The organism is Xanthocytophaga agilis (assembly GCF_030068605.1).
GTDB lineage: Bacteria > Bacteroidota > Bacteroidia > Cytophagales > 172606-1 > Xanthocytophaga > Xanthocytophaga agilis.
The window spans coordinates 136,680-157,143 of the sequence record NZ_JASJOU010000004.1 but is presented as its reverse complement, the minus strand read 5'-3'; the positions used below and the strand labels follow the sequence as shown (position 1 = coordinate 157,143).

20 protein-coding genes are annotated in these 20,464 nt (G+C 38.3%); 5 read left to right on the top strand and 15 right to left on the bottom strand.

The features are described from left to right. Window positions 1–52: 52 nt before the first annotated feature. From QNI22_RS13835 to QNI22_RS13825, 3 genes are all read right to left on the bottom strand, one after another. Window positions 53–631, bottom strand: coding sequence for a TetR/AcrR family transcriptional regulator (locus QNI22_RS13835; protein ID WP_314511377.1), 579 nt, complete (start codon window positions 629–631; stop codon window positions 53–55). Between the two features lie 381 nt (window positions 632–1,012). Continuing rightward, window positions 1,013–1,831: a Cof-type HAD-IIB family hydrolase gene (locus QNI22_RS13830; RefSeq protein WP_314511375.1), complete on the bottom strand. Its 819-nt coding sequence runs from the start codon at window positions 1,829–1,831 to the stop codon at window positions 1,013–1,015. Between the two features lie 95 nt (window positions 1,832–1,926). After that, window positions 1,927–2,295, bottom strand: coding sequence for a winged helix-turn-helix transcriptional regulator (locus QNI22_RS13825; protein WP_314511373.1), 369 nt, complete (start codon window positions 2,293–2,295; stop codon window positions 1,927–1,929). Window positions 2,296–2,489: 194 nt separating this feature from the next. On the opposite strand from QNI22_RS13825, the gene QNI22_RS13820 reads away from it, so the two are divergent. Continuing rightward, entirely contained in the window at window positions 2,490–3,038 is a 549-nt protein-coding gene (locus tag QNI22_RS13820; protein ID WP_314511371.1) for a DinB family protein, read from the top strand. Between the two features lie 213 nt (window positions 3,039–3,251). Here the strand turns inward: QNI22_RS13820 and QNI22_RS13815 are convergent, their stop codons facing one another. The 5 genes from QNI22_RS13815 to QNI22_RS13795 all read right to left on the bottom strand — a co-directional run bounded on the left by QNI22_RS13815 (window position 3,252) and on the right by QNI22_RS13795 (window position 9,205). Continuing rightward, window positions 3,252–3,683, bottom strand: coding sequence for a hypothetical protein (locus QNI22_RS13815; protein ID WP_314511370.1), 432 nt, complete (start codon window positions 3,681–3,683; stop codon window positions 3,252–3,254). Between the two features lie 440 nt (window positions 3,684–4,123). Beyond that, on the bottom strand, window positions 4,124–7,828 hold the full coding sequence (locus QNI22_RS13810) for a DUF7619 domain-containing protein (protein ID WP_314511368.1): 3,705 nt from the start codon (window positions 7,826–7,828) through the stop codon (window positions 4,124–4,126). 458 nt (window positions 7,829–8,286) lie between these two features. Then, window positions 8,287–8,649, bottom strand: a complete 363-nt coding sequence (locus QNI22_RS13805; RefSeq protein ID WP_314511366.1) for a VOC family protein — start codon at window positions 8,647–8,649, stop codon at window positions 8,287–8,289. Between the two features lie 78 nt (window positions 8,650–8,727). Continuing rightward, window positions 8,728–8,970: a hypothetical protein gene (locus QNI22_RS13800; protein ID WP_314511364.1), complete on the bottom strand. Its 243-nt coding sequence runs from the start codon at window positions 8,968–8,970 to the stop codon at window positions 8,728–8,730. Next, window positions 8,945–9,205 (bottom strand): hypothetical protein, encoded by a 261-nt coding sequence (locus QNI22_RS13795; RefSeq protein WP_314511362.1) that lies wholly within the window; start codon window positions 9,203–9,205, stop codon window positions 8,945–8,947. The genes QNI22_RS13800 and QNI22_RS13795 overlap by 26 nt, the downstream gene beginning before the upstream one ends. 1,079 nt (window positions 9,206–10,284) lie before the next feature. Here QNI22_RS13795 and QNI22_RS13790 point away from each other — a divergent pair. After that, window positions 10,285–11,352, top strand: coding sequence for a leucine-rich repeat domain-containing protein (locus QNI22_RS13790; RefSeq protein WP_314511361.1), 1,068 nt, complete (start codon window positions 10,285–10,287; stop codon window positions 11,350–11,352). 514 nt (window positions 11,353–11,866) lie between these two features. Here the strand turns inward: QNI22_RS13790 and QNI22_RS13785 are convergent. Further along, window positions 11,867–12,742, bottom strand: coding sequence for an SDR family oxidoreductase (locus QNI22_RS13785; protein WP_314511359.1), 876 nt, complete (start codon window positions 12,740–12,742; stop codon window positions 11,867–11,869). A gap of 208 nt (window positions 12,743–12,950) precedes the next feature. Here QNI22_RS13785 and QNI22_RS13780 point away from each other — a divergent pair, with 208 nt between their 5' ends. Continuing rightward, on the top strand, window positions 12,951–13,328 hold the full coding sequence (locus QNI22_RS13780; protein WP_314511357.1) for a winged helix-turn-helix transcriptional regulator: 378 nt from the start codon (window positions 12,951–12,953) through the stop codon (window positions 13,326–13,328). A 162-nt stretch (window positions 13,329–13,490) separates the two neighbouring features. Here QNI22_RS13780 and QNI22_RS13775 read toward each other — a convergent pair whose 3' ends face one another. The 6 genes from QNI22_RS13775 to QNI22_RS13750 all read right to left on the bottom strand — a co-directional run bounded on the left by QNI22_RS13775 (window position 13,491) and on the right by QNI22_RS13750 (window position 18,906). After that, the gene (locus QNI22_RS13775) at window positions 13,491–14,318 is read right to left on the bottom strand and encodes an SDR family oxidoreductase (protein ID WP_314511355.1); all 828 of its coding nucleotides are present in this window, start codon (window positions 14,316–14,318) and stop codon (window positions 13,491–13,493) included. A 101-nt stretch (window positions 14,319–14,419) separates the two neighbouring features. Beyond that, the gene (locus tag QNI22_RS13770) at window positions 14,420–15,310 is read right to left on the bottom strand and encodes a helix-turn-helix domain-containing protein (RefSeq protein ID WP_314511353.1); all 891 of its coding nucleotides are present in this window, start codon (window positions 15,308–15,310) and stop codon (window positions 14,420–14,422) included. 279 nt (window positions 15,311–15,589) lie between these two features. Further along, window positions 15,590–16,726, bottom strand: a complete 1,137-nt coding sequence (locus QNI22_RS13765) for a serine hydrolase domain-containing protein (RefSeq protein WP_314511350.1) — start codon at window positions 16,724–16,726, stop codon at window positions 15,590–15,592. Window positions 16,727–16,869: 143 nt separating this feature from the next. Further along, entirely contained in the window at window positions 16,870–17,415 is a 546-nt protein-coding gene (locus QNI22_RS13760; RefSeq protein ID WP_314511348.1) for a PQQ-binding-like beta-propeller repeat protein, read from the bottom strand. Between the two features lie 451 nt (window positions 17,416–17,866). After that, window positions 17,867–18,160: a hypothetical protein gene (locus QNI22_RS13755; RefSeq protein WP_314511346.1), complete on the bottom strand. Its 294-nt coding sequence runs from the start codon at window positions 18,158–18,160 to the stop codon at window positions 17,867–17,869. 446 nt (window positions 18,161–18,606) lie between these two features. Further along, on the bottom strand, window positions 18,607–18,906 hold the full coding sequence (locus QNI22_RS13750; protein ID WP_314511344.1) for a hypothetical protein: 300 nt from the start codon (window positions 18,904–18,906) through the stop codon (window positions 18,607–18,609). A gap of 370 nt (window positions 18,907–19,276) precedes the next feature. On the opposite strand from QNI22_RS13750, the gene QNI22_RS13745 reads away from it, so the two are divergent. Further along, window positions 19,277–19,711: a response regulator gene (locus QNI22_RS13745; protein ID WP_314511342.1), complete on the top strand. Its 435-nt coding sequence runs from the start codon at window positions 19,277–19,279 to the stop codon at window positions 19,709–19,711. Window positions 19,712–19,823: 112 nt separating this feature from the next. Further along, window positions 19,824–20,267 (top strand): response regulator, encoded by a 444-nt coding sequence (locus QNI22_RS13740; protein WP_314511340.1) that lies wholly within the window; start codon window positions 19,824–19,826, stop codon window positions 20,265–20,267. Window positions 20,268–20,464 lie beyond the last annotated feature (197 nt).

The following is a 20,464-nucleotide window of genomic DNA, read 5'->3' as shown; positions in this document are numbered from 1 at the left end:
ATAGATTAGTTCTAAATTCTGAAATGCTTGTTTCAGAAATGGGTAAAAAAATTTATTTGGAAAGTTGTTTAATGAAATAGTTGGCCATTCGCTGGATTTTGACAGGATCTTTGTACAGAATATACGATTCATTCCATCCAGTCCAGGTACTGATAAAGTAATCTGCCAGAAGCTGAGGATCTTCTTCGCTGGAGATTTCACCCTTTTCCATTGCTTTTGAGATATGAGAGCATATAAACTGATAGGAGTATTCGCTATCTTCCTTTAGGATATCCTTTATTCGCTGATCATTGGTTGCCACTTCAAAAGCTGCCTTGACAGTCATACAACTCTCAGTGCCACTGACAATCTCTGCCACAGCATCATGAATGTAGTTTACCAATATGGTAAAGGGTGATTCTGCACTTGTAGCCCGCCTTTGAAGATCTCTTTTCCGGATCTCTGTATAGTGCTTCACACATCGGACAAACAACTCTTGTTTATCACCGATAGTATTATAGAGGCTGCTGCTGTTTATCTTCATGGCATCGGTCAGGTCACGAAGAGAAGTGCCGTTATAGCCCTTCTCCGAAAAGACTTCCATAGCCTTTTGGATTGCTACCTCTTCATCAAATTCAACATTCCGTGCCATTTGCTTACTCTATATTACTCTACAAATGTATAGATATTTTTGAAACATATGTTTCAAAATGGAAAATATTTTTTCCTGTGCTCTGATTCAAGGCAAATACTTATCTACAACATCCTGACAAGCAATAAGATAATTACCAACTGAATTTCCACTAAATAATATCTTCTTACAAAAAATACTCTATCCATCAGGAAGGAACCTGTGACAAGGTTAGTGGTATTTGGGCTTGGAGAATATTTTTTTCTCACAGAAACCGAACGCAACTCTATTTGTCACAAGTTTCTTTCAGAAGGACAAACAGGGAGAGTTCTTTCCAGAAAGACAGAGAGAATATTTTTTAGAAAAAAGGAGATTTCATGCATTAAAAAGGTATGGACTTATCTAAATCACCTTAAAATGTACCAATGCCTTGAATATACCGTCATTGTCCACATCCTCTGTGATGTAATCTGCGATTTCTTTTACATTCTCGTTGGCATTGCCCATTGCTACCCCTATTCCGGTATATTTCAACATGGTAATATCATTCCCCCCATCGCCAAATGACATGGTCTCAGAGACATCAATTCCGAAATACTGGCAGAAAACATCAATACCTACCTGTTTGCTTTGTCCTATGGGATTCACATCAGCAAACAGCGGAGTCCATCGGGAGGCTACACAGTTGGGCATCACCTTTGGCATAAACGCCACTTCATCTTCAGGACTTAGAAAGATGTTGGCTTGTAGAACGCCTGTGATATCCGTATGCTCTCTATGTACCAAAGGAGGAACGGGCAGGTTCAGGTGTGCATACATACCGGCAACTTCAGGTGTGACATCGTTGATAGATACACTGTTCTCATACATTAATGAAAAGCTCAGGGGATTGTGCTCTGTGTAGTCAAGCAATGTTTGTATGTCATTTGGGTCAATGGCTTTACGAAATAATACACTTCCGTCTGGTCCAACACAGCATCCCCCATTAAATGTGATGAATCCATCAAAATTCAGGTACCGGATATGATCGATAGCTGTAATTGAACGTCCTGTGGCAATGATTACCTTGATTCCTTTTTCCTGAAGTGCTTTGATAGCCTTTTGTGTTGAATCGGGTACTGCATGGGTAGTGAAACTGACAAGAGTGCCATCAATGTCAAAAAAAACAGCCTTAACCGAAGGTGATTTCTCCGGCATAGAATTGGATTGAAAAGTTTGCATATATATGTGATTAGTTCGCTACCAAAGCTGGGCTTTTTGTATCTTCTAGCCTGAGGTAAGCAAATATTCCTTTTAGGAATAGTAGATAAAAACGTTTAGTTTATAATTTCCTTTCTGAAATGTATTCCCCAACCAATTAATGGATCCAGCACTTTTTCCAGAGAAAGTCCAAGCGGTGTGAGTGAATATTCCACTGTTACAGGAATCGTGTCATAGGTGGTACGGATAACGAGTTTACTTTCCTCCAGCGACTTTAATTCCTTGGATAGCACTTTGGGCGAAATATCACCAAGATCTCTTAGTATCTCCCCAAATCGTTTGTTGCCATATGTCAGTGCCACAATGATAGGGATGCGCCATTTGCCCTGAATCACATCCATAACATCTTTGGCAGCCCTTAAATTAGACACGCAGGCGACACTTGTCTTGTACTGACATACGTCTTTTGTCTCTTCTTGTTCCATATATTTTTCACATGTCCAACAATACTTGCTTACCTACAGGTAACTACTTACCCCAAGGTAACAACCGTAAACTGAACAGTAAATGTAGCTACTTTTACCTCATCCGGAACAATTTAAAAGCGAAAATCGGAAAGTATCCTTACAGGCAATGACTCCCTCTATGTGAATCACCCTGCCTCCAAACAGAACGAATCATGGATCTAAAAACCTCACTGTTAACTGAATTTACCTACGAAGCATTTCTCACACGCAGAATGCTGGAGCTTATCCCTTTTGATAAAGCAAACTGGAAGCCCCACGAAAAAAGCATGAAATTGCAGGAACTGGCACTACACATAGCCACTATACCTACTTGGGTAAGTCGTATCATCACTACTCAGGAGCTGAACCTGGCTACTACCACAGAAACGAACTTTCTGACTAGTGACGAGCAGGAGTCTGCCTCTGGACAAACCGTACAGACGGTAAACTTGCAAAACACGTCACAGCTTCTGGCTCTGTTTGATGCCAACACCCAACAAGCCCTTGCAGATGTAGAGGCTACTACCAATGAAGACCTTATGCAGACATGGACTATGCGGGATGGGAAGAAGGTATTTTTCTCACTCCCGCGTATAGCAGCGATACGCAACATGGCACAAAATCATACTGTGCATCACCGCGGACAATTAGGAGTGTATTTACGTTTGCAAAATATACCCTTGCCCAGTGTATATGGTTCTACTGCTGATGTAATGGTGTAGATACCAGGTTTAGAAACTATAATTGGTTTTGTCAGTGAGTTGCTTATAAGTAAAGTACTGGCGAAATTCCAGAGCAGACATGCGGGTTTGGCTTTTGAAAAGTTTATGGAAGGATTGAGGCTGTTCAAATCCTACTACTCATTCATAGTCAGACCGTAGCACCCAATGACTATATAAGCATACTACCATGTCAGCAATATTAATAACCTGAGCCTAAAATCCTGGCTTATACGTCAAAATAACCTGTTCACATTTTTTAGACTTTTTCAAAATCCATTGTTCTGAATCGTTCTTATAAATGAATATTTTTTTTCTTTTGAACAAGGCATACCCTATTGACGTATCCGGTTTTGCAATTACATGCAGCGTATGAGGGCTATATTCTAATTTTAAGCCAACAAAACGGATCTTTTCCCCATCCAGAAAACACTTTCCTGTTTCAACAACGGTAGAACGATTAAAGTAGGATACCACACCCTGCATGACATATTCCCCATTATCCTTCAATATTAAATTTGTATAGAGAGTTTCTTTGGAATTATCGCTACAATAACTTCCCTGAAGCTTTACCGGCTTACAGGCTAAGAAGGAAAGCACAACGAATCCACACACAATCAATTGATTTCCAGGGTATTTTGTAAGCATCAGAGAAATAGGTTATTTTTATAGTTAATTACTCCTATTGGATTAGGAGTAAGATATAAAATTTGACAACCTAAAGTTAGTAGCCTGTTAAACTTCTCTCAAGAATTTAAAAAAAACAGGCAATCATATTTTTGTATGTCTCCGCCAAGTGATGGTATTGTCAGCTCCACGCCATATGAGCTTCTCATAACACTATATATCTCTGTATTCTAAAGGGTTGAAGTCTTCACTTATGAACTACACACTATTCATAGGTAAACAGTATGGCAAGTTTTGCCAACAGTTGAAAGTATCCTTGCTGATACAAACTATTTTTCACTCATCCTCTCAAACATGAGCCATTTTTAGAAAAAGAGGGAAAGGCACTTAGAAAAATAATAAATGCAACATCAACTTCTATAAAAATTAACATTGCATTTATAGGTAGTGAAAGAGCTTCTTTATTTGAGAATTACTTTTTGACTTGCATTCCCCTTGTCCGTTTTAAAAACAATCAAATAGATACCTGCACCATTATCAGACAAGTTTATTTCCTTTCTGATGGTTGATCTTGATATGATTTGTGAGTTGATTCTTTGTCCTAAATGGTTATAAATCTCTATTTCCTGGATCTGAACAGATGCTTTTGAGATATCAACAGTCACCTTTCCATCTGTTGGATTGGGAGAGACTACAATTGATCGGCTCCAGACAGGTTGCTCTGTAGCAGTAGGTGAAGGAGTAAATTCAACTTCACTAATGGCAGTCCCACCAAGAGTAGTGACACTTACTTTACCAATCGTTACTCCTGTAGGAACTGTTACAACTAATTGAGTTTCCGTAGCCGTAACTACAGTAGCAATCATACCATTAATTTTAACAAGATTATCTGATGATACTTCTTGGTAGTTAGTCCCAATTATAGTGATTTGTTCACCAACCTTAGCTGTCTCAGGAGTAAAGCTGCTGATAGTAGGTGGTAGAAATATTACTCCTTTTTTAGATAGCTGATTTTCTGGAGCAATAACCGGAGGTACATCATAGAGTACATTGGTTGTAGTATTGGTCCGTACAGGATCATTATAATCGAAAATAATATCGGCAAAGTTTTCTATTTGTGTCTTCTCTGGTAACTCTGCTTTTGGCTTGATCGAGAACTGAATAAAGCCATTACTACCTTTCTGGTCATGTGTGCTGTCAGGAAGATTAATATCACTAAAAGTCCAGGTTAATACAGGTTTTCCTTTGCCACTCATTTTTAATGAATAACTATGTGATGCTGCTCCAATCTGTAATGTAGCAATATCCAGGTTTTCTGATAATGTATCTATAACCACAACTTTATAAGCATAGTCAGTCCCTGTATTTTGAAAGCGAATAGTATACTTTAACTCAGAACTTGTTGGAGTATAATGATTTGTCGTAGTTCCGCGAGGACTTACTAGCTTGTCATTGGGATCAAACGAATCAACGATTGGTAAACACTGAATAGCTACTTCAGGTTCTGCATCATCTTGAGGTAACATATCCACATAGCCTTTACTAATTATATCATTAACAGAAGACACACAACCCTCAATCGTAAGGTTAGTTTGCATTTTATGGGGATGACCTGGTCTCTGATCAGCTTCTAAACGAATAGTTTTTCCATTGGCAGGGATTTTTAACACTAAACTGTCCCCTGATTCCAGCTTATATTTGCTGTTCAAAGCGAGTTGGGCATCGAACAATATTCTGAACTCGGCGCTATCAGCCATAAACTGTCCAATATTTTTGATTACCATATGCACTTTACCATTTTCCACACATTTACCATTAAGTATAATATTAGAGTTATCCCATTGAGACTCTTCTGGTAAGGCATAGTCATTGGCAGGCATAATCCAGACTTTTGTACAAGCTGTAAGGCCTCTTACACTGGCAACACAGGCTACGGAATCTGAAATCCAGATACTACCTGCCTGATTAGGCATCAATACCCCAATAGAAAATACATAATTAGAATCTTTGTCAATAATATATGGCTTATCTGCAGATTTGAAGATGATATGTGGTGGACATTTAACATATACTTTTACGTTTTCAGCTGTTGTATAACCTGTGTTGTGATAAGAAATAGCCGTTGTTCCATTCATACATCTGCGTCGACGATCAGAGGTCACGCTGCTTACTAGAAAAGGATAAGTAGTGACTTTGTTAGCAAAGTCTACATTTTCAATATCACCACTTTTTAGCGTAATTTCTGGAGAAACATTGTTTGCAGGACAGACAGGCTGTAATTGCTTTCCATTTGTCTGCACAAGGACTTGACTAACTGTATAAGTTCCTGGATTTACCGCGATCTGGTAACCTCCAGCAGGACTAGTAAATCCATAATAATTACCAGGTTGTGCTACTACTATTATGCCTGGTAATGACTGTTCCGTATCATCAAACCGACAATTCTGATTTTCATCTGAAAAAATGCGCCCAGTAAGTAAGGTTTGTTTACTATCTGTCGAAAAAATTAATACTCCCAGTTCACAAAGACAACAAAGCTCTCCATTCTTATTCAGCTGAATATTTCTGGGACTGGGAATGCTATTTATTTTTGTAATTAATTCGCCATTGGAATCAAACTTTTGAATACCATATTGATCAAGCACCCAAATATTGCCCTGCTGGTCTTCAAGAATATCCAAAGGAGTGCTATATGTATCTTTCTCCAGATATCTCAATGCTATCTTTAACAAAAACCTTCCATTGGAATCAAACTTCTGGATATTCCTATTTTTGTAATCTCCGACCCAAAGGTTTCCAAGATGATCAATAGTTAAACATTCGGGAGAGCCAAATTGACCATTTCCATCTCCTTTACTACCAAACTTCTGCAAGAACTTCCCTGTCCGATCAAATTTTTGTAAACATTGTGTATAGGAATTAACAACCCAGATATTCCCTTCTTTATCAAAAGCAAGATCGGTTGGGTTGGCAACCTGCCCGTCTGTAATACCTTTGTCAATAAATACATTTAAGAACATACCTGTTGTATCAAATTTTAAAATACGACTATATCCATAATCAACAACCCATAGAACATCTTGTTTATCCCGCACAACATTCTTAACATAAAGGTCAGATCCAAACTTAGTTATATAATTACCATCAGAATCGTATTTTGTCATTCCACTTATTCCATAGTTCCATATATTTCCTTTATCGTCTAAACTCATGTGTACAAGTGTTCTAAGTTTGTTAACAGAGGTCCATCCAATCATACCTAATAACTTGCCCCCTGAATCAAACTTTTGGATACGACTATTGTCCCAGTCTGCAATCCAGATTACACCCTGGGCATCAACAGCAATACCAGTTGGAGTGCGAAATTGTCCATCTTCATTCCCGTATGAACCAATGCGAAGCAAGAATTTCCCTGTAGGATCAAATTTTTGAATACTATTTCCTTGTTGAGTTATCCAAATATTATTCTGTTTATCAATCATAATGTAGTCAGGGGCAGAAAGCGTTCCATCAACAGTTCCTTCCCTACCAAACTTGAACAAAAACCTCCCATTAGAGTCAAACTTCTGAATACGATAGTTTCTTCTATCTGCTATCCAGATATTATTTTCTGCATCAACCGCGATTCCTTTAGGATAATTAAACTGCCCATCTCCTGAACCAAATGATCCAAATTTAAGTAATAGTTTTCCACTTGGATCAAATTTTCGTACGCAGTGGTTACTTATATCTGTTACCCATATATTGCCTTGTTGATCAACTTTTACACCTTGAAGGGAGGGTTTATTACCATCTGTGCTATCTCTATCTCCAAATTTGAGTAAAAAGTTACCCTTAGAATCAAATTTTTGTACATAAGAAAATCCATTATCTGTTACAAAAATGTTTCCCTGTTTATTGATCGCAATATCGGCTGGAATACTAAATTGTCCGTTACCTAGTCCCTCCTTACCACTTAGAAAAAGTATTTTTCCTGTAGGATCAGTTTTTATGAGTATTCTTGATCCGCTAATAGCATATAAATAACCATTTTCATCAAAAGCAATTCCTAATGGACGTGGAATTGAATTAGTACCCATTCCTCCCTTAATATAATAATCCTGTCCAATTACAGATGATCCAGACAATAGTAATAATCCAACAAATAAGTATAGAATTTTTCTCATAAAAGATAGTAAGCAAATTACCCATTACAAAATTATATAAATTTCTTTTTAACAAATATTCAGATTTGGCTAAATTCTTACGCGAAACCTTATTCTTTTAGACAATGTTCAAGCACTAACTTTAGCAAAAGAAATTGTCTCAGAATACATTTGGTTTAAGAGATCTGTATATCTCGTATAACTATCCTCAATATGTTACTTTTAAATAGTTGGGTTATAGACGAAAAGATTTGATTCCCAATAAGATATGGCTAATACAATTAGCCATATCAATGTAAAAAACTATCGTTCCGTCTACTCTTGGATTACTAATTAATGGCCAGCACATTGAAAAGACAAATCAATTTGAGGATGAGAGGTCAAGGCAGGTAGGAGAATAATAAAACAGAAAAAAACGAAAAAAAGCGACCTGCCTGTGTATAAGAATAGTAGACCTGATAGTTATTCTGTCAGTCTGGCTACCATTGTTGAATGACAATACCGAGTTGTTTGTCCGTCAGTGCGAATTCTCTGGCACCCCAGGGTCTAAGGGTTACCGTGTTAAGATTAGGGTGCAAGAATTCGGGATGTGAAGAAGATACTTTGCTGTACACTCCTTCAATGTCATTGGTTACTAACCTGAATTCCGGATTGTGTTCTTTGGCCAGGTTGGCATCCTCAAACAGGTTGATTCGTAAATCACCTTTTGCCAGCACACAGAATCGTTGTGGGGCATGTAGCTCGTTGTATGAAACTTCAAATTCCAGGCAATCTACGAAGAGCTTTAGCCCATCCGTAATATCCTGGTAAAATACATTGGGTACTAATTTGCTAAAATCCATGATGTAAACGGGTTTGGTGTCAGAATAAATGTACACAATAGTAGTCTATATTTCTAACTGTCAATCTTTGGGGTTTGATTACTTCATCCGATGGGATGTATTCGTAGCGTTCCACTCCCAGCTTACGCCATTATCCGGAGAAAAAGCCTGACTCCATACAGGATTGTTCTTATCGGTTTTATCCCAGTGAAACATCACGATAATAGGTTTTCCTTTAAACACATCTTTGCAATAAAACATACCGATATCTCCTTCAAAGGAACCTACCATAGGCGGGTCCATTACCCCTCTGTTGCTATCGGCCCAATAGATGAGCACCATATATAGCACCATCATAGTTGCTTTGCGTCATAATAGTATCATTAATTATTACTTTTGCATTACTTATGGGTATAGAGTCTTTCTCAGTTGTCTTTAAAATGATCTGCTTTTTAGTAAACGAATTGCTGTTTTCTTGTTTAATAATTAGTTTCTCCTTTTTAGGAAAGTTTATATTCATAATCAATGTATCTTCAATAGTCTTCCAGGTGCCATTGACAATTCCTTTACCTGCCACATATTCATTTATGTAATATTTAAATGTATGATCTTTGTTAAGGGTAAGTTGGTAGCAGTGAAAGATATCCTTACATTTTCCATATGTACCATATATCCTCTTTGATGAGTGTACAGAGAATGAGTATAGCTAGAAGATTACGTAAAGAAAAGGAACAAAAACAATCTTTGTATTTATCATAAAGCTTGTATCAAGTTTTGTTTTCTTTGACCCTGGATAGCCTTTAATGCTTAAAGGCTAATCCCACATATGTGATGCTATATAGACTTATTCGTACATAATTCTCCTTATAGAAGAAATTGCATTTACAAACGAGATTCCTTCCAGTCCATTGGATATAAATATATTCAAAGGTGATTGATTATACAGATCTACAATTATTGGATGAGATGCATCCAGATCTGATTTAAACTCAGGATTGAATTTTATTCCTTTACATATTCTATTGCTATAAAACGAATATTTTGTTTGTTATCAAAAAAGATAATATGCTTGGAAGATAAAAGGATAAATTCATTATTGATTGTTGTGAAGTAGTATATCAGGAACTCATCTGGTGATAAGTTAATTCGATCCAATAGATGTTCAATATCTACCTTATTATGAGTTTTCTCATCTATCTATAATTGTACTCTTCTGGCAGACATTCTTTTTGATGCTCTTTCTCTTCCAATGTAATGCATACAGTTGATTTAACCTTTTATAGCATTTATACTTGTTGCCTTATCAACTTCACATCTACTATTCTTTATGCTCAGCCTATACTACAGCAATGATCAGTAGACTCAGGCAGGATTCGAACCTGCAGTATTACCCCGAATTTATATCCCGTTTGTATGGCAGTACAGTTTACAGCAACGTTCTTATGGATACCATTCCACTTCTGAGCTATGTAAATATAAGTATTTAGTAGGGTTGATTTGTACAATCGTAAAATTAACTTTACAGCAGTAACAGGTGAGAATGCAATATGTTGCTTTTGAATTTTATCTTTGATGCATAATTTATCCACTATCTATTTTGAAATAAAATGAAAACATATACCACATGACAGAAAACGTTTATAATTCATTTTAATTATGCCAGTTATCCGTACGTTGGACTCGCTCCTGGAAATGATCAAATCGCCAGATATTGAACTGGTAAAAAAGGCCTTTATTCTGGCAAGAAATTCTGAGTTTGCCTCTGCATTTAACAAGTACATCAATCAACTGTTGCCTGTTTATCAGCAACAGTTTAAAAGTAAACGAGTTGCCATCAATGCGGCTAGTTGCCATCAACTTTTTCAGTCCCCACATTTATACCATTACCAACCGGCAGGCAACACTCTGCCTGAAATCATTTTTGATCTGGTCAATCTTCAGAAACTTGTAATTGAACAATCATCGCTTTCCTTTCTTTCCGACAAAATAGAATCTTTACAAAATCTGGAGCAACTATGTCTTAGAAAAAATCAGTTAAGCAAATTACCCCAAAGTATAGGGAAGCTTTCCAAACTGGTTTTATTAGATCTTCCCAATAATCAGATACAAAAATTGCCTGAGCAGCTTGGAGATTTACATAATCTGGAGAGGTTAGAAGTGGTTGGTAACCGGCTTACCAACTTGCCAGATACGATTCAAAATCTGAAAAATCTGAAAAAACTTGACTTTGGAGGCAATTTTTTCACACATCTTCCTAGGTGGATTTCGGCATTGCCTAGATTGAGATCTCTTTATTGCTATGAGAATCAGTTATCCATTCTGCCAGATGAGGTATCTTATCTACCAAGTCTGGAATCTATTATTTGCAGTTATAATCAACTCGCATCCTTACCTGAGAGTATAACGGGAGCCAAAACGCTAACTGCACTAAACTGTTCACACAACAAATTAACACATTTGCCAAGGCACCTGGAAAATATGGAGCAGTTGGAAGTATTAAGAATAAACCACAACAATCTTTCTCAACTACCAACAGGTTTAGAAAATCTGAAGAATCTGACTCATTTGTCTATACACTTTAATCCCTTCCCAATCATTCCCGAAGTGATTTGCCAAATGAAGAGCCTGCAATACATTGATTGTGATAAGACGCAGCTACGTTCTCTGTCTGCTTGTTTTCCATCACTATCAAATTTGAAGAACTGTAGTATATACAAAAAGTAAATTCTTGTTATAGTCTCAGGCAGTATTGGTAAGTATCTACCAATTTAATTGAAAAAATGTATGCGTCCAATTACCTACCTGTACTCAATTGGACGCATACGATAAAATCACTACATAGGGGGTCAAGGTTAGAGAATCCATTCTCTCCTATCCTTCAGAAAGGAAAAACCCTCCTTTTTTCCTTCTGAAAGAATCCCCCTTTATCTGTCCTTCTGAAAGAATCCTGTGACAAATAGAGCTATGTTTGTATTGTGAGAGAAAAAATACATTCAAGAATACAAAGGCCGCCGGTCTTGTCACGCTTGTCCCGCCGTGGCGGGAAGGTCGTTTCAGGAGGACAAAAAAGGGTGAAAGGTAAAACCTTCAAAATTGAAAAAATTATGGGAGACGATAAGGTGTCTGTCCCGTTCCAGCTTGTTGGTTGAAATCTGGTTTAACCGTTCGCAGATACGTTCAGCAGACTGGATAAGAATTTTAGTAGAACGTATATCTTCAGACAGGTCAGATACCAATTTCAGACACCCAGGTAGGTCTGTTGCAAGTATTCCTTTAAACCAGCAGGCTTACGACCCAGCAGGTTTTTCAGGTCCGTGCCAGGTACATCAAAATCCCCATTGCGCATAGCAGTAGAGAACCCGATTGCAATCTGTACAATATGATTCGGCAGTCCTGCAGCTTTCAGCGATTCGGTAAAGCGGGTGTTATCAGGATTGGTGTATGTAATTCTCTTTCCTGACAACTCAGAAAGAATGTCGGCGATATCCTGAAAAGAATAATCAACCTCACTGGCAATAGAATAGATACGGTCTTCATGGCCTTCGGTGGTAAGCACATTGGCGTTGGCCTCTCCCATTTCGTCCCGAAGAGCAAACGGAATACGTCCTTCGCCAGCCGGAAATACAACACCCTTTTCCAGTACCTGATGCCCTATGTAAAAGGGAATCATTTCAGCATACAGATTATGACGCATAAACGTATACTTCATACCGCTGTCTTTCACATACTCTTCGGTTTGAAAATGATCAATCATAAAATCCCGTAATACTGAGGTATGTATATCCTTTATACTTACACCTGTATACACAAAATGCCTGACACCTGCCAGCTTAGCTGCATTGATCACGTTTTTATGCTGCCCCAGACGGTCGTTAAAGTCATTTGAACTTACTAGTACTGTCTTCTCTATATTGACAAATGCATCCGTAAGCGAAGCCGAATCGTGATAATCACCGATCCGAATATGAACCCCAGCTGCTTTCAGGTCAGCGGCCTTGTTTTCATCACGGACCAATACAACAATCTGGTCTGCCGATATTTTCGTTAGCAGGTGTTTTACGATTGAGCCGCCTAAGTGACCGGTAGCCCCTGTTACTAGAATCATGCGTTTCATTTTTAGTAAGTGAAAACAATTAAATTACATTGAGCGGCTTGGCCACAACGACGATCTGAAAAAAGATAGTATCGCCGTACGCCAATGCCTTCATTGTAGGGATGAGGCAAAATAAGAGGGGCAATCGCTAACATTCACTATTGGTTTCCTGGAGGAAACCGGTTTCGTTGATGAAACCTCATTGACATTCTTTATCTTTATATTCGTTATGGAAATACACGAAGAATATATCAGCGAACAACGCATTGAATCTATTAAATGCGGGAAAGAGGGTCTGTTAGCCATTAAGGATACAATGATCCTGCTTTCAGGAAAATGGAAGATCCAAATCATCGGATGCCTGATGATATATGGCTCCATGCGCTTTCTGGACTTACGAAGACGGGTAGACGGTATCGCAGCCAAAATGCTTTCTAAGGAATTAAAAGAACTGGAGCTAAACGAACTGATCCAGCGCAAAGTGATGCAGACAAAGCCGATAACGGTAGAATATGAACTTACCCCACATGGTGAAAGTTTAGTGAATGTAATTAGAGAGCTGCGGAGCTGGGGCACTTTACACCGCCAATACGTATTCCGTAAATAATAGGAAGCTTAGTCTCTTATCATGCCATCTCAAGCTTTTTACCACACGTTAAACTCTTTCTGCCAGACAGAATAGAAGCAATCAGACCGATGGCTCAGTCCAGATATAATAACAGAGTATCGGTTCCCCTGTTTGAAATAGAGGAACCGACATGGATAGATGTTAGTCATTGTTCTCAATAGATAGAGCCAGTTCTTTCTGTGCATCCAATGCTTCCAGCCTTGCTACTAGTGCTGCACGCATATCACGATAGGCATCACCTCCAAGAGCCACTCGCAGTGGAGCTGGCGAAATGTCTATACTGTTTATAATAGCCTGTACTGATCTATCTACATCATTACAGATCGGAAATGTGCCAGCTGCGATAGCACGCCTTACATCGCCTGCAGGTGTATTTTCATAGGCTTCCATCACAGGTGCTGTTGCCAGACCTGCTCCAAACGAGGTCGCATGTGCCCCAGGCTCTACAATCGTAACTCCAATATTCAGAGGTGCCAGTTCTTTGGAGATAGTATCACAAAACCCTTCAATGCCCCATTTGGAGGTATGGTAGTAGCCAAAATTAGGGTAGGTAGTTTGCCCTCCTGCAGAAGACACCTGAAGAATCCGCCCATGGCCTTGTTTTCTCAAATGTGGCAAGGCAGCCCGAATGACCTGTATTGAACCGATGATATTCGTCTCAATTTGTTGACTAATTTGTTCGTCGCTCGCTTCCTCAACAGCACAAAACAGGGCATAACCTGCATTATTAACCACTACGTCAATTTGACCCACATCTGCAAAGGCCTGATCCACCGCTCTTTTTATTGCCTTATTGTCGGTTACATCCAACACAGAAATCCATAAATTGTCCGGATACTGTGCTTTGAGTTTGTCCAACGCATCTGCTTTGCGTACAGTAGCCACTACCCGGTCGCCTTTCTCCAATAATTTTTCGGTCAGTACTCTGCCAAACCCAGTGGAGGTACCGGTTATAAACCATGTTTTCATTTTGTATCGTCTTTTAATGAATGTATTACCATACAAAATTAGGGTGCACCTCGTGGTAGATGCTAACCTGATTCAAACCAATACGGACCCAAATCAAACTATCAGCGAAAGGAAGACGGAGATTGACCTGTATGTGTGCGAAAGGCTCTGGCAAAATGTGTAGGTTCCTCAAAACCCAGACTAGTACTAATCTGGCTGATACTCCAGTTGGAATGAATAAGTAAGGCACGCGCTTCCTGCATCAGTCGTTCATTAATCAGTTGGGTGGTGGTTTTACCTGTCACCTCCTTCAGTGCTCTATTCAGATAATTGGTATGTACAGATAGCTTGTCTGCATAGTGTTGTGCCGTCCGTAGGGTGAGTTGCTGATGTGGGTATAGTAGCGGAAACTGACCTGACAGCAGGTTTTTGAAGGCTTCTGTGAGCCGGCTTGCAGCCGTCTGACTGCGTGGCATGGAGTCAGGTTGTAGTTTTAATGCACCATGGATGCATTCTAGTACATATATAAACAACAGGTCATATTTATAGGCATAGGCTGAAGCTTGCTCGGTAATCATTTTCTGAAAAAGATCCGCAAAAAATGCTCTTTCTTTGTCAGTCAGTTTAAACACCGATTGGGCACTCCCATTGAAAACAGCCCAGTCTGTGGGACGAATATAGGTATGTAACGGAAGGAAATCTTCGGTGAACATACAGCTGTACCCACTACAACTACCTTCATGTATTTCCCACCGGTAAGGGGTTTCACAATTGGTAAAAACCAGAACCCATTCGCCAGTATGTATCTTGTATTCATTATCCTGATAATAATAGGAGCTATTTCCAGTCACTAGTGATATCTTATAAAAGTCCTTGCGACTGTAAACAGTTGTTGCTGCTACACTTTCAGCCGAAAAATCATCCAGACGAACGGCAGCAAAATAACCCGCAGCTGGATCTTTGACCTCCAGTGCCTGAGGTGCGAAAACATGTATCGGTTGTGATTCGATCATTTACAAAAATAGCGATTGTCTAAAAGGATATCTAAACTATTCGTAAAGGAGCTCAACGAGCAGATTTTTTACAAGCCTCAATTAGGCTACTCACCAAAAAGGCTGCAATTATCATTCCCGTAGCTATTTTTAGCTGTTATACATTATTGGTCATTCGTGAACATTGTACAATGACCACTAACGATTGCTATAATACACTGCATACCTGTATCAGGCTTTGTATTTTTATATACAGCTTTTTGTATTTCCTTCTGATGTATGGTAGTAACCTCCGGGTATTTAGTGCGAAGTCGTCTTACCAGAGCTTGCAAGCAAGATATCTCTCACCTTATTCCGGGTATCATACATATGGATTTCTTCAGAATTGCAGAGTATGATAATTCCGATTTTCTTTTCCGGAATCAATGTTAGCATGCTTCTATACCCCAGATCACCGCCTCCATGTTCATAATTCATCAGTCCCTGATATGAATACATAAACCAGCTTAAGCCTATGGATACTTTACGTTCTTTGTTGGACACAAAAGTGGGGGTCAGCATCATAGCATGTGTGGCAGGAGAAAGAATCTGAGTAGACTTATATCTTCCATTATTCATATTGGCAATAGCCCAATGTGACATTTCCAGCACGTTTGTGTTTAATGTCGAGCTGGGTGCATGCATTCGGTTGTAGGGGTATACAGAACTCACTTTCGGAGGATGGCCTATATGTGGGCTTGTACGCAAGTCCTTCTGTATTTCAGGCGCATAGAAGCTACTCTCGTTCATTTCAAGGGGTAAAAGGATATTCTCCTTTACATATTTTTCAAATGACATACCAGACACCTTCGCAATCAGATCAGCCATGATATCAAAGGCCATGTTGCTATAATGGAACTCCGCTCCCGGAGCACTGATCAATTTACTGTCAGTCAAGCTTCGGGTGTAGCGCTCTGCAGCACCTTCATCAGAGGTAGCTTTTTCCCACTCATAATCTTCCACATCCGGCAGCCCAGAAGTATGATTGAGCATTTGCCGGATGGTAATGTTTTTATAGCGTTCATCGTTTAGCTTGAAATAAGGCAGATAAGTAATCAGCGGTTGGTTGACATCAAGCTTCCCCTTCTCATAGAGCTGCATGACAGCAGTAGCTACAAATGTTTTGGAGACAGACGCAATATGAAAAATGTGTTTGGGCTCTAACTTTTCTTTAGTCTCTATATTGGTCACCCCAAAAGCCTTACTATACACAATATCCGATCCGTTTGTGATGGCTATGGTGATACCCGGAATGCCTCCTGTGTCAATCAATGACTGAAGAAATGTTTCAATTTCACCAAAGGCACTGCTCTCGTTTTTTGCTGGCCTTTTAGCTGTGGAACAGCTGAGGCTGATCAACACACAAATAATTCCGAATAGGGTAAGTCGTTTTAGCATAGTTGTCTGTTTGAAACGGTTTCTATTATCTATGGTATTACCAATACTAGAAATCTTCTTTAAACTCTTCAATAGAATAACCCATAGAGAATTACCTCGCTGGGTTCATTTCTATTGCATCTACCTGTGCATTCGACAAAAACTCATAAGCGATGTTTTTGTATATCAATCTTATATTCTTTCTTATATCCCCTTCTTTCCTCCGGTTCGCAGGTAAGCACATATTTCCGTCCCATTCTTTCAAACCGGTATTGCTTTTTTGGCATCGGATATGCATTTTTACTATTCTCTGCTATCACCTTTTGCAACGAATCACTCTTAACTTCTGAAAGCACTTTCCCGGACTTAATAGCATACGTGACAACATCTTTCCAGTAAACAGTCTTTACAAGCAACGTTGAATGAGTTGTATCAACCCAATGACCTCCATATGAGGAGTTGAACTTAGCTTGCCAGATCACTTTCCCCTGTTTGTTAAATGCAGAGATATTTCCCATAAAGGAACAATAGATTATAACATCATCACAAAGAAATACGGGTTGAGTAGCATACTCTGTAACAGGCGCTCGCCAGACTACCAGTCCATTAACTGGGTTCAGACAATACAGAAAGTTTTTATTACCCCTAACATCGATTGTATTGCAGTATATCTTGTCATCATATATAATGGCATTTTGTAACTCTCTCATCAAAGTTGTCCAGCCAGAAATCGCCTGGATTAAAAACTGGAATGGGCGAAAAATGGTCAAAGCCGGATTGGCATCCCGAACATGAGGTCAGGAAAATCAGACTGGAAATCAGTAGGTAGAAAGTTTGTTTCATGAATTGTCGGTAACTCGTAAAAATGCCTGTTTTATATCTATAGGGACTAAAGTTACAAAAAGGCAAATCTTTATCAAGAGGCAAGACTTATTCCTTTTAATCGACTAACAGCCAGATACTTATAAAAACCACTCTTCCTATATACAAAACACTCATTCCTTAGCTAGGGTAAAGGGATACAAACGCAAAAGTCAGACCCTTCCATCCACGGCCAATCCTACACAAACAATTCAAGATAAATGGAATTCTTACCTTCTTTATAGCGGAGTAATGTAACTCTTTTCGACTAGTGAAGAGTGAGGCAAGGAGATAAAAATACTATTGTCTAATACCATTATCTTTTGCAGACAGTGTATTTGGATCTGCGTTTAAACCTGTATTCCTCGAAATACGAGTTTCCAGTTCATGGTTAAGATAATATAAGCTTACATAAAAGTCAGGGTTAAAATACTCAAAACGGGCATAGATCCAGTTAATTGTCCGGTATCTTCGTTCATAAAGCCATCGGGGGATATCTATCTGCCAGATCAGTTCTTTTTTCTCATAAAAAATCTTATCTCCTTGTAGAGGGGAGCGAAAAATACTTATCCGTATATAAGATTCGGATTCCATTGTATTATTAGTATATCTTCAGGATTGTATATACAAAATGCTTTTCGCTGATAAATCAGACATAGATCTGAATAGTATGGATCTATCGAATCAAACACTAATTTGCTACCAGATTTACTAACCTAACTTCATAGAGACAAAGAAGGTCAATATATTCCTTGAAGAAGGTTGTTTGGTGGAATAGTAGTATGGAAAAATGGCTATTTCTATGGTTCTGAATCAAAGAAAGACAGTGTTACCATGAATACTGCTATTTCTCAAATAAGTAACCAGAAATATACGGTTGAAGATAATTTTTTTATGCCTATTATAATTTTTGTGTAAACATCAAAACAAATCCAAATTATCAATAGTTAGCCAATACAGCAGCTAGCAGAGTAGTCACCTATTCAGTCCTATTACTTATAATACGACTCATCTTATAACCGTAATCAGATAGAGCCACCTTATGATGCAGTTGATGAAAGAATGACAATGGAAGGGTTATCACATATACTAAAGTCCCAGTCCTCCAGTTTTAGTATTTGAATTATTTCTGTTTGCAGGCTAGGTCCCATTTCATCTAAAGTACCAATACAATAGTATCGTACGCCTTCTACTTGCGGTAACATCTCATCTGCAAAGCCATATTTCATAATATTATCTCCAATCGCCATGCACATCAGTCTTTTTTTCAAAAAGAAATGACAATAAGTTACTTCTACAGAACTGTTTTTAGCAAAAACGGGAATAGATAAATACCTCATAACCAATACTTTTTATGTATATCAAATATAGAAGCCCTACAAAGGCAGAAAGTTGATAAATGTCATATTTTTTACTGATTATTTACATTGTCACTATTCTTATCACTCTACCATAAAGCCTCCATATCTCTCCTCAATCTTTCGCTAAATTTTTTACTATACAAATCGGAGTGCTGAAAGTATAAAAGCAAATATGCTGTTCTTTCATGGTAACATCAATCAGAAAAAACAGATAACTTATCAATGATTTTTATCATTAATTCTAATAGGATTTCTCACTTTTTCAGCTTTTAGCTTCACCTAAATTTGTACAAATGCCCACCTATTCATCTGTTTGGTTCAATGCTTTGTTCACTTTACATTCAAGTCAATGGCGTTTTCATTATTAATTGTAGAAGATGATCCTGATGAGATGGCTCTTCTATCCATTATATTCAGAAAGTACTTCCCTTCCTGGAAATTTCTATTTCTCAGTGAGTATGATGAATTGATGGACTTTCTCACAAATGGATCAATTGTCTCATTCATTTTACTGGATATGCATTTGGTTGTAAACAATGGGACAATGATCGTTTCAGAAATACGTCAGTTACATTGGTACACTCAGATACCTATAGCGGGATACTCATCAGCCTGTAGTCCGTCTGCTGTTGCTAACTTTCTGGAAAATGGAGGCGATTATTTCTTTGAAAAGCCCTATTCTCTCGATGAAATTGTAGCACAATTAAAAGAACTTCCTTATTTACAACCAAATACGAATAGGACAATCAAAACACATACATATTTACAGTCTTTCAGGAGTTAAATACGAGTATTTCACTGTCAACACATATTCTTTATCCTAATTGGTTTTTATCAACAGGAAACTCCCAATTATACCAGTAGGAGATTTTGCAGAAATATTAATCGCTTACCCAATGAAATCAGTTCCTTTTTATTTGTTAATAGCAGAAGATACTAAAGAGGAGGTACTTCTCCTGAAACGAATGTTAAGCACCTATTTTGCAGATTGGAAGTATAGGATTGTAAATGATGGAAAGGAACTGATGGCTTTTCTATCTGAACATCCTGCCATATCCGTAATCCTACTGGATATGCACTTACCTGGAAAAGATGGGCTGATGCTCCTTTCAGAGATACGGGAAACGAAAGAATACAGGCATATTCCCGTAGCAGGCTACTCCTCTTCAGCCAGTGCAACTACTGTAGAGGCTTTTCTAACAAGTGGTGGCAATTATTTTTTTGAAAAATCTCTTAACTACGAACAATTTATTTTTGCATTCCGAACCCTACCATCATTGATAATAAATAAGGAAGTACCTATACCTACATTTTCTTCTGTTAAGACAGATAGGATATAGCTTGTGTAGGATAAGATGACTAGTACCAAAATGGCTTTCACAGACTACCATACCTGCTGATCGTCAGACAAATTATATTAAACACAGGTATCTGTGGTAACTTCTTTCCGGAATACCACATGTATATCTGATATAGATACGTTACTACCAAATCTGCATACTAAACCACACCAACAAAGACAACCTATAAATAAAAT

Excerpts from the sequence above, each read along its gene's own strand:
- QNI22_RS13755 (WP_314511346.1), bottom strand. The coding sequence starts at position 18,160 with ATGGAATCCGAATCTTATATACGGATAAGTATTTTTCGCTCCCCTCTA.
- QNI22_RS13750 (WP_314511344.1), bottom strand. The coding sequence starts at position 18,906 with ATGAGGTATTTATCTATTCCCGTTTTTGCTAAAAACAGTTCTGTAGAA.
- QNI22_RS13815 (WP_314511370.1), bottom strand. The coding sequence starts at position 3,683 with ATGCTTACAAAATACCCTGGAAATCAATTGATTGTGTGTGGATTCGTT.
- QNI22_RS13810 (WP_314511368.1), bottom strand. The coding sequence starts at position 7,828 with ATGAGAAAAATTCTATACTTATTTGTTGGATTATTACTATTGTCTGGA.
- QNI22_RS13820 (WP_314511371.1), top strand. The coding sequence starts at position 2,490 with ATGGATCTAAAAACCTCACTGTTAACTGAATTTACCTACGAAGCATTT.
- QNI22_RS13835 (WP_314511377.1), bottom strand. The coding sequence starts at position 631 with ATGGCACGGAATGTTGAATTTGATGAAGAGGTAGCAATCCAAAAGGCT.
- QNI22_RS13770 (WP_314511353.1), bottom strand. The coding sequence starts at position 15,310 with ATGATCGAATCACAACCGATACATGTTTTCGCACCTCAGGCACTGGAG.
- QNI22_RS13790 (WP_314511361.1), top strand. The coding sequence starts at position 10,285 with ATGCCAGTTATCCGTACGTTGGACTCGCTCCTGGAAATGATCAAATCG.
- QNI22_RS13805 (WP_314511366.1), bottom strand. The coding sequence starts at position 8,649 with ATGGATTTTAGCAAATTAGTACCCAATGTATTTTACCAGGATATTACG.
- QNI22_RS13800 (WP_314511364.1), bottom strand. The coding sequence starts at position 8,970 with ATGGTGCTCATCTATTGGGCCGATAGCAACAGAGGGGTAATGGACCCG.
- QNI22_RS13825 (WP_314511373.1), bottom strand. The coding sequence starts at position 2,295 with ATGGAACAAGAAGAGACAAAAGACGTATGTCAGTACAAGACAAGTGTC.
- QNI22_RS13780 (WP_314511357.1), top strand. The coding sequence starts at position 12,951 with ATGGAAATACACGAAGAATATATCAGCGAACAACGCATTGAATCTATT.
- QNI22_RS13760 (WP_314511348.1), bottom strand. The coding sequence starts at position 17,415 with ATGAGAGAGTTACAAAATGCCATTATATATGATGACAAGATATACTGC.
- QNI22_RS13745 (WP_314511342.1), top strand. The coding sequence starts at position 19,277 with ATGGCGTTTTCATTATTAATTGTAGAAGATGATCCTGATGAGATGGCT.
- QNI22_RS13830 (WP_314511375.1), bottom strand. The coding sequence starts at position 1,831 with ATGCAAACTTTTCAATCCAATTCTATGCCGGAGAAATCACCTTCGGTT.
- QNI22_RS13740 (WP_314511340.1), top strand. The coding sequence starts at position 19,824 with ATGAAATCAGTTCCTTTTTATTTGTTAATAGCAGAAGATACTAAAGAG.
- QNI22_RS13765 (WP_314511350.1), bottom strand. The coding sequence starts at position 16,726 with ATGCTAAAACGACTTACCCTATTCGGAATTATTTGTGTGTTGATCAGC.
- QNI22_RS13785 (WP_314511359.1), bottom strand. The coding sequence starts at position 12,742 with ATGAAACGCATGATTCTAGTAACAGGGGCTACCGGTCACTTAGGCGGC.
- QNI22_RS13775 (WP_314511355.1), bottom strand. The coding sequence starts at position 14,318 with ATGAAAACATGGTTTATAACCGGTACCTCCACTGGGTTTGGCAGAGTA.